Annotated in this window: 9 protein-coding genes; 2 read left to right on the forward strand and 7 right to left on the reverse strand. The window is 27.6% G+C overall.

Annotated features, from left to right (window positions below; all coding sequences use genetic code 11):
* Window positions 1-222: 222 nt before the first annotated feature.
* The 4 genes from motB to polA are packed head-to-tail and all read right to left on the reverse strand — an operon-like array spanning window position 223 to window position 5523.
* Window positions 223-951: a flagellar motor protein MotB gene (gene motB, locus KJQ97_RS08185; protein WP_214118322.1), complete on the reverse strand. Its 729-nt coding sequence runs from the start codon at window positions 949-951 to the stop codon at window positions 223-225.
* A gap of 2 nt (window positions 952-953) precedes the next feature.
* Window positions 954-1727, reverse strand: coding sequence for a flagellar motor stator protein MotA (gene motA / locus KJQ97_RS08190; protein ID WP_214118320.1), 774 nt, complete (start codon window positions 1725-1727; stop codon window positions 954-956).
* A 35-nt stretch (window positions 1728-1762) separates the two neighbouring features.
* Window positions 1763-2905 carry a GGDEF domain-containing protein gene (locus tag KJQ97_RS08195; RefSeq protein WP_214120526.1) on the reverse strand — a complete coding sequence of 381 codons (1143 nt, stop codon included), beginning with the start codon at window positions 2903-2905 and terminating at the stop codon, window positions 1763-1765.
* An 11-nt stretch (window positions 2906-2916) separates the two neighbouring features.
* Window positions 2917-5523, reverse strand: coding sequence for a DNA polymerase I (gene polA, locus KJQ97_RS08200; protein WP_214120527.1), 2607 nt, complete (start codon window positions 5521-5523; stop codon window positions 2917-2919).
* A gap of 131 nt (window positions 5524-5654) precedes the next feature.
* On the opposite strand from polA, the gene KJQ97_RS08205 reads away from it, so the two are divergent.
* Entirely contained in the window at window positions 5655-6575 is a 921-nt protein-coding gene (locus tag KJQ97_RS08205; protein WP_214120528.1) for a bile acid:sodium symporter family protein, read from the forward strand.
* Window positions 6576-6656: 81 nt separating this feature from the next.
* On the opposite strand, the gene KJQ97_RS09930 is transcribed toward KJQ97_RS08205, so the two are convergent.
* The 3 genes from KJQ97_RS09930 to KJQ97_RS08215 are packed head-to-tail and all read right to left on the reverse strand — an operon-like array spanning window position 6657 to window position 7566.
* Window positions 6657-6788, reverse strand: coding sequence for a hypothetical protein (locus KJQ97_RS09930; protein WP_275591981.1), 132 nt, complete (start codon window positions 6786-6788; stop codon window positions 6657-6659).
* A 46-nt stretch (window positions 6789-6834) separates the two neighbouring features.
* Window positions 6835-6990 (reverse strand): CstA-like transporter-associated (seleno)protein, encoded by a 156-nt coding sequence (locus KJQ97_RS08210; protein ID WP_214120529.1) that lies wholly within the window; start codon window positions 6988-6990, stop codon window positions 6835-6837.
* Between the two features lie 54 nt (window positions 6991-7044).
* Complete coding sequence (locus KJQ97_RS08215) at window positions 7045-7566, reverse strand: thermonuclease family protein (RefSeq protein WP_250325170.1); 522 nt, start codon at window positions 7564-7566, stop codon at window positions 7045-7047.
* A gap of 54 nt (window positions 7567-7620) precedes the next feature.
* Between KJQ97_RS08215 and KJQ97_RS08220 the strand changes: the two genes are divergently transcribed.
* The gene (locus tag KJQ97_RS08220) at window positions 7621-8211 is read left to right on the forward strand and encodes a LysE/ArgO family amino acid transporter (protein WP_214120530.1); all 591 of its coding nucleotides are present in this window, start codon (window positions 7621-7623) and stop codon (window positions 8209-8211) included.
* Window positions 8212-8273: the final 62 nt, after the last annotated feature.

The raw sequence follows: 8273 nt of genomic DNA on the forward strand, positions 1-8273 counted from the left end.
AAGCTCTTAACTCTTCTGGTCTCATTTTTTCTCCTTTTTGAAATTGTAGTGTGAAAAAATGTGAAGAAAAGTAAAAATATAAAAAACTTAACTAAAATTATTACATGTAAAATAAGTATAAGGTTTTTATTATTAATTTATAAAAGATAAAAGTAGTAAATATGTAATATTTAAAGCTTTAAAAGAATTTGAAATTCCTTAAAACTTTAAATATATATAAAATTATTTAACTTTTTCTACTGCATCAAGTATTGTTTTTTGAGATTTTATATCGTTTATATCAGTTTTAAAATATAATTCAACTCTATTATTTTTTGCAGATTCTAAACTATTATTATCAAATCTAGGATTGTTTGCTCCATAGCTTTTGATACTAAGTTTTGATGAATCAACCCCGCTTTTAATAAGTATCTCAAGGACTTCTCTAGCTCTTGCAGTCGCTAAATCAAAACTTGTTAAATAACTATCATCATTATCGCTAAATCCACGAATTTCAAGCTGAACCCCATCTCCTAAGCCTTGCATTATCATTTTAATTCTTTTAAGATATAAAATATCATCACTATTTGCAACTCTAGTTTCATCTTTATTAAATAACAATATTGAAGGAAGTTCCATATAAAATTGGTTTTCTCTTTGATCTAAAATAGCTTTTAGTTTTTCTATACTTTCTTGCTGATTTATATTTTGAGCTTGTAAAGCACGAGATTCTTCGTTATTTGATGGACTATGTTTGCCATCTGTTTTACTCTCTTTTTCTACCACCTGCGTGCTTGGAAAATCAAAAATCTTTACAAATTCTTTCGTTAAAGCCTTTGCTTTATCAGTATTTACCGAAGCAATAGCGTAAAGTGCGATAAATAACGCTAGTAATAATGAGAAAAAGTCTGCTAAAGGAACAGCCCATTTCTCGCATGCTGGTATTGGTGGGCACTTTTTTTTCTTAGACATTATTATTCACCAAATTGTGATTTAGGCACTAAACCATGTGGGAAATATAAAAATAGCTTTTGCTCTAAATCTCTTGGATTTGCACCTTCTGCTATACCAACTACCCCAGCCATCATAAGCTCTTTTTCTACTATTAAATCATGTCCGTTACCTTTGATTTTGTTTCCCCAAGGCACAAACACTCCATAACAACAATAAATCCCTGTAACCGTAGCCGTAAATGCACCCGCAATACCCATCGCCATTGCTTGCGGATTATCAAGTAATTGAAGTGCTAGCATAAGACCGCACACCGCTCCAACAAGTCCAAATGTAGGACAAGACTCACCTACACGACAAAAGAATTCCCTACACTCATCATAATAAGTTTCTGAATGAGAAATATCAAGCTCCATACTTTCTTTTATTTCTTCAACATCTTTACCATCAACCATCATCATCATTGCTGATTTTAAGTAGTGATTATCTATTTCAGCTACTTTTGGTTCAAGTGCTAAAAGCCCATCTTTTCTAGCAATAGAAGCAAATTCTATTAACTGATCGGTTCTTGCTTGAAAATTAACCCCACTACCTTTAAAAACTATTTTAAGCTCTTTAAAAGCTCCTTTTATAAAATATTTATTCGTTCCAACCATAGTAGAGAAAAATGCTGTTGGTAAAACGATTAAAACCGATGAAATATGAATAAGGTGTAATGGGTTACCACCTTCTAAAATATCCCCTACGCAAATAGATGTAAGAGCTAAAACCATTCCTAAGACCGTTGTTAAATCCACATTTTTTCCTTTATTTAAATCTTAAAATATTACATTCATTTAGTTAAAATTTCTTCATTATATACTTTTATGCAATTTTTGCCAGCATTTTTAGCAGCATACACTGCTAAATCGGTTTTTTTCATAAAATCATTAGAATTTGTAATAGTAGTCGGCAAAATTGTAGCCACCCCTATACTAATACTACTTTTCCATCTATCATCTAACTTATTTCCTACTTGAATATTTAAACTTCTAGTAACATTTAAAAGTGTTTTTGCTAATAACATAGCACCATCAATATCTGTATTTGGTAGTAAAACAAAAAACTCATCTCCACCAAGTCTTGCTAAAACATCATCAGTTCTAATAGTTTCTTTGATTGTTTGCGAAAATTCTCTTAATACCTTATCGCCCATTTCGTGTCCATAAGTGTCATTTACTTCTTTAAAATTATCTAAATCAATCATTAAACCACTTGTAATTAACGAATTTTCTTTAGCTTCATTTAAAATAACTTCTAAAACTTCAAATAAATGTCTTCTATTTGGTAAATTTGTTAATACATCTGTTAAAGCTATACTTCTTAAAGTTTGATTTGTTGCTGCTAATTCTCTTGTTTTCTCTTTCACTTTTAATTCAAGATTTCTTTTAAGTTCTAATAATTCACTATTTTTCTTAACTACAACATTTAAAAGATTACTAAGAGCTTTTACTAAAGGTGCTGTTTGCTTATTTTCATTTTGAACTACTATCTCATAAGCTTCTTTAGCTTCAAGACCTTGATTAATTAATTCTATTTGTTTTGCCATATTTTGGTCAATCCCTAAAATATGAAAAGCAAGCCAAGAAATCAAAAACTCTAACAAACTCTTAACAGCTTCTTTATTAGTGCCATCTCCAACATCATCATATAATTGCTTAGTTTGTTCTATAAACATTTTATGACTTAATTTATGCTCTTGAAAAAAATCACTATAAATATTTACATTTTGCATTAGCATTTCTTCTTCTGAAAAATGCTCTTTAGCATAGTTTAAAATACCATTAAAAGCTTCATCTAATTCGTTTTTATTTAAATTCTTTTCGCTTAATTTTAAAGCTAGTTCATTTATTAATTGCACTAAATAATAATGCTGCTTATCAACATTATCAATATTTGTTTCATAGTCTTTATTCCAAGCAAATATTATTTCCATAACCTTTCCCTTTATTTTAATTTATCCCAACTTTTCCCAACACTCAAACTCGTTTTTAATTTAACTTTTAAACCATAAGCATTTTCCATTATATTTTGAGCTATTTTTGAAAATTCTAATACATATTCATCTTTTACTTCAAAAATTAACTCATCGTGAATTTGCAATATCAATTTTGCATTTTCACTCAAATATGGATAAATCTTAATCATAGCTAATTTAATTAAATCTGCTGCCGAACCTTGCAAAATGCTATTTATACATTCTCTATCGTTTGCATTATTTATCTTAATATCATTTGTATATTTGAAAAATCTTTTCCTACCTAAAAGCGTTTTGATATAACCTAAATCTTTTGTTTGTTTTTTTGTATTTTCAAAATATTCTTTAATCAAACTAAAAGAAGCAAAATATTTTTTAATATAATCACTTGCATCACTATATGGTATTTTTAACTCTTCACTAAGTCTTCTAGCACCCATTCCATAAATTAGACCAAAATTTATACTTTTTGCATAATTTCTTTTATCTTTATCGCTAGTGCCAAAAATCTCAATAGCAGTTCTTGTATGAATGTCTTCATCAAATAAAAATGCTTTTAATAAATTTTCATCTTGGCTAAAATGAGCCAACATTCTAAGCTCAATTTGAGAATAATCAAGACTAATAAATGAATAACCTTTTTGCGGGATAAAAGCTTCTTTTAAATAACTTGCGTATTTGCTTCTAGCAGGGATATTTTGTAGATTTGGATTGTTTGAGCTAAGCCTTCCTGTTGCTGTGCCTGTTTGTAAAAAATTTGAACGCACTTTGAAATTCTCTTGATTATCTACATTTAACTCAAGTAATGGTAAAACATAGGTGCTAAGGACTTTGCTAGCGGTTCTATATTCTAAAATCAATTCAGCAATAGGATGCTCTATGCTTTGCAAGGCTGCTTCATTGGTTGAGCCTTTATGATTATCAGGTAGTTTTAATTTATCATATAAAATCTCTTTAAGTTGCTTTGGAGAATTTAAATTAAAGCTTAAACCAACCATATTAAATATCTGATTTTCTAATTCTTTTAAATTAAGTTCTAATATATTTTGAAGATTTAATAATTTTTCTTTATTTAGTGTAATTCCATTATTTTCTAAAGAAATTAAAACTTTAATAAACTCACATTCAAAATCAAATTCTTTTTTGCGTTCATCATCTAAGTTTTTAAAAGCGTGTTCATAAATTGCTTTAGTTATAAACGCATCTTCGCTTGCATATTCACAAGCTAATTTGGTATCAATATCGCTAAAATTTTCGCCCTTTTTAACTACTTCTTCATAAGCTAAACAAGTATAATCAAAATACTCCTTAGCAAGATAATCAAGTGAGTATTTAGAGCTTGAATCAAGTAGCCAAGCAGCTATCATACTATCTTTAAATTTCTTTGGATACGAAATACCTAAATCATTTTTCAGCATTTTTAAATCAAATTTTAGATTATGACCTATTATTACTTTTTCAAATATCTTATTTATAGCTTTTATTGCATCTTCTTTAGCAATATTTTTTGCATTTTTATGTAGTATTGGAACATAATAGCTTTTATCTTGATTACAAAACGAAAATCCAACTATCTTATCATCATAATTAAGCCCTGTTGTTTCGGTATCAAATCCAACCTCATCACCTAAATTATCTATAATCTTAAATAATTCTTCTTTATCATCTAATAAGGTTTTTGTATATTTTAAGCTTACTTGTTTTTCTTCTTTTATCTCGTTTTGTTTATCTATAAATTTTAAGAATTTAAATAATTCAAATTCTCTTAATTCATCTTCAATATTATTAAATATATTAATACTTGGCTTACTAGCTTTGCTTAAAAAATCTCCTAAAGGCAAATCATCAACTAATTTTGCTAATTTTTTAGATAAAACTGCATCATCTTTATGTTCGGCTAATTTTTTTTGAGAACTTTTATTGCCTAATACATTTAGATTTTTATATACATTATCAAGGCTATCGTATTCGTTTAATAGTTTTTTAGCAGCAACTGGTCCAATACCAGGAATACCTTTAAAATTATCAGCACTATCGCCTACTAAGGTTAAATAATCAAGCATTTGATAAGGCTTAACTCCAAATTTCTCAATACAAGCTAACTCGTTTATAATCTCATAATTCTTACCAATTAGCTCGGTATTATTATCATCAAGCAATTGATAAAGGTCTTTATCGGTTGAATAAATGCTAGTAAATAAGCCTTGTTGCTTAGCAAACTTACTAACACTAGCAATAATATCATCAGCTTCATAATTAGGAATTTCTATTGATAAAAATCCTGATTTTTTAATAAGCTCGATACATACTGGAATTTGCTCTTTTAATTCAGGCTCTAATTCTTTTCTATTAGCCTTATAATCAGGCAAAAGCTCTTTTCTAAATGACCCGCCCGAGCTATCTAGTGCAAAAACTACATAATCACATTCAATTTCTTCAACAATTTTTAACATAAAATTTAATAAACCAAATATCATTCCTATTGGTTTTTCATCTTTTGCACTTTTTAAATTCCTCATCGCATAATAAGAGCGAAATAGCACATTTAAAGTATCTACTACTATTATTTTTTTCATATTTTCTACCTTTGATTTTGCCTTTATGTTATCAAAAGAATAATTAATAAAACTAATAAAAAACTAATTTTCATTTTTAATTTACTTTAAAGTTTAATTTAATAAATTTCGTGTTTTTTAAAGGAGATTTTATGAAAAAAATTAGCGATTTTATTTCAAAAAATTTAGCTATTTTGGTTTTAGTTTGCACTGCTTTTGCTTTGTTTTATCCAAGTATTTCTAATATTATTAAGACAAGTTATGTTAATTATTTGCTTGGAATTATTATGTTTGGAATGGGGCTTAGTGTTAGAGCTAGTGATTTTAAGGAGTTATTTTTAAGACCTAAAGATGTGATTATAGGTATTTTTGCACAATTTATAATAATGCCTTTTATAGCTTTTGTTTTGATTTTTGTTTTCAAACTTGATACTGCTTTAGCAATAGGTGTTGCTTTAGTTGGTGCTTGTCCTGGTGGCACTAGCTCAAATGTGATTAGCTACCTAGCAAAAGCTGATGTTGCTTTATCAGTTAGCATTACAAGCTGCACTACGATTTTAGCTCCGATAATTACTCCATTTATTACTTATTTATTAGTTGGAAAAAGCATTGATATTAACGCTATTTCAATGTTTGTTAGCATTATTCAAGTAATAATTATTCCTATTTTATTAGGTGTTTTAGCTCATAAATTTTTACCTAAAATTACTGAAAAATTACAAGATATTTTGCCACTTATTTCAACCTTTGGAATTGTAGCTATAGTAATGAGTGTAGTTGGTGCGAACGCAACAAAAATCTTAGATAATTTAGGCATTATTTTAATAGTTGTAATGCTTCATAATGTCTTAGGCTATCTTTTAGGCTTTTTTGCGGGAAAAATCTTTAAATTAGAATTAGCAAAACAAAAAACTCTAGCAATAGAAGTAGGAATGCAAAACTCAGGCTTAGCTGCTTCACTAGCAACTACTCATTTTGCTGCTTATCCTTTAGCTGCTGTTGTGGCTGCTTTATTTAGCGTATGGCACAATATTTCAGGTGGGATTTTAGCAACAATTTTTAGAAGATTTTAATATTTTAAATTCCTATTTTAATTTTAAAATAGGAATTATTTTAAATTAACTTGTAAAACTAAACTAGCTTCTTTTAAATAATCAACAACTTTTTTTAATCGTTTTAAATTCTTCTTCGCTTTTTGGCTTTTCGCCTGTTTTTTCACATTCAGCTAAGTATTTTTCATAGCTTTGAGTTTTTGTTTTAAAAAATGCTTTAAGCTTTTTAAACATTGCTTGTCCTTAATCTTGTATAAGCAAACTTGCTTCTTAATTAACCTCAAGCACAATTAGAATTTAAACGCTCTTTCTCACGCTTTAAAAATTCTTCTTTGCTTAAAGGCTCTTCATTTGGGTATTTTTCCTTATGCTCTTTTAAATAAGCTTCATAATCAGGAATACCACAAGCTGCTTTGAGTTTATCAAAAAATCCCATAGCTTTCTCCTTAAGTTAAAATAAAATCTAAAGATAACATAAAAGATTTGCTAATCAATCTCTTTTATGCTCTAATCTAAATTCTCTTGGATTTTGTGGATTTTTACCTTGCCATAATCCTAATTTATTGGCTCTTGCGTATTTTTCATCATCTAAATATTTTTTCGTATAGTTTTGATACGACCACGCACAACCATTTCTTACCATTGCTTTATTTATATCTTCGCCATTAGCATAGACAATACCTACAACCCGTCCATATTTATCTTTGTCTTTAATCTCTAACTTAATATCTTTATTTTTAAGAAAATCACTTAGCATATTTTTACAAAATTGCCCGTATTCTTGAGCGCTTTCAGGTGCGTCTATGCCATAAAATCTCACTTTGATTTTTTCTCCTTTGCTAAGCAAAACTATAGTATCTCCATCACTTACTTTTTCTAGTGAATACTCTTTAGTAAAAGAAGTAAAATAAGAAAAATTTGCAACTACTAAAAAAATAATTAAAGCAATTATTTGGTATTTAAATGGTAATTTTTTAATTAATTGCATTTGTGCTTTTGTTGGTTTTTTCATATTAATCCTTAAAATTATTTTTTTATATAATATTATTTTTAAAAGGATTTTACAATGGTTTTTATAAAAGGTTTTATATTAATATTATCATTAATTGTTGCTATCGGAGCTCAAAATATGTTTGTAATAAAACAAGCAATATTAAAAAATCATATAATTTTAATATGCAGTATTTGTTTTATTTGCGATGCTATTTTACTTGCTTGTGGAGTATTTGGAGTTGGTAAAGTATTATTAAAAAACGAAACAATAAGTTTAATAGTTACAATTTTAGGTATATTATTTTTAATCACTTATGCGATGATTTCACTAAAATCAGCCTTTATGAACACTAATTGTGATTTTCAAAATGATAATGAAAAATTAAGTGTAAAAAAAGCAATAATTTTAACCTTAGCAATTACTTTACTAAACCCACATGTTTATTTAGATACCATATTTTTAGTTGGAGCAAACGCTATAAATATTCAACAAAATGAAAGGATATTATTTTTCTTAGGTGGTGTATGTGCTTCTTTTTTGTGGTTTTTTTCTTTAGGATTAGGAGTTAGTAAAATTAGTAAAATACTTTTAAATAAAAAAATATATTTTAAACATTTGAAGCTGTCGAAGAATAGAGAGGCAAAGTACAATGTGAGATACTGATAGATATATGTAATAAAAATATAATAGACAATACGCGGGATGATATAATAATAATATAATGA

The sequence above is a fragment of the Campylobacter sp. 2018MI01 genome (assembly GCF_018501205.1).
GTDB lineage: Bacteria > Campylobacterota > Campylobacteria > Campylobacterales > Campylobacteraceae > Campylobacter_E.

Coding starts and splice junctions, on each gene's coding strand:
- motB (WP_214118322.1), bottom strand. CDS start 951: ATGTCTAAGAAAAAAAAGTGCCCACCAATACCAGCATGCGAGAAATGG.
- KJQ97_RS08195 (WP_214120526.1), bottom strand. CDS start 2,905: ATGGAAATAATATTTGCTTGGAATAAAGACTATGAAACAAATATTGAT.
- polA (WP_214120527.1), bottom strand. CDS start 5,523: ATGAAAAAAATAATAGTAGTAGATACTTTAAATGTGCTATTTCGCTCT.
- KJQ97_RS08205 (WP_214120528.1), top strand. CDS start 5,655: ATGAAAAAAATTAGCGATTTTATTTCAAAAAATTTAGCTATTTTGGTT.
- KJQ97_RS09930 (WP_275591981.1), bottom strand. CDS start 6,788: ATGTTTAAAAAGCTTAAAGCATTTTTTAAAACAAAAACTCAAAGCTAT.
- KJQ97_RS08210 (WP_214120529.1), bottom strand. CDS start 6,990: ATGGGATTTTTTGATAAACTCAAAGCAGCTTGTGGTATTCCTGATTAT.
- KJQ97_RS08215 (WP_250325170.1), bottom strand. CDS start 7,566: ATGAAAAAACCAACAAAAGCACAAATGCAATTAATTAAAAAATTACCA.
- KJQ97_RS08220 (WP_214120530.1), top strand. CDS start 7,621: ATGGTTTTTATAAAAGGTTTTATATTAATATTATCATTAATTGTTGCT.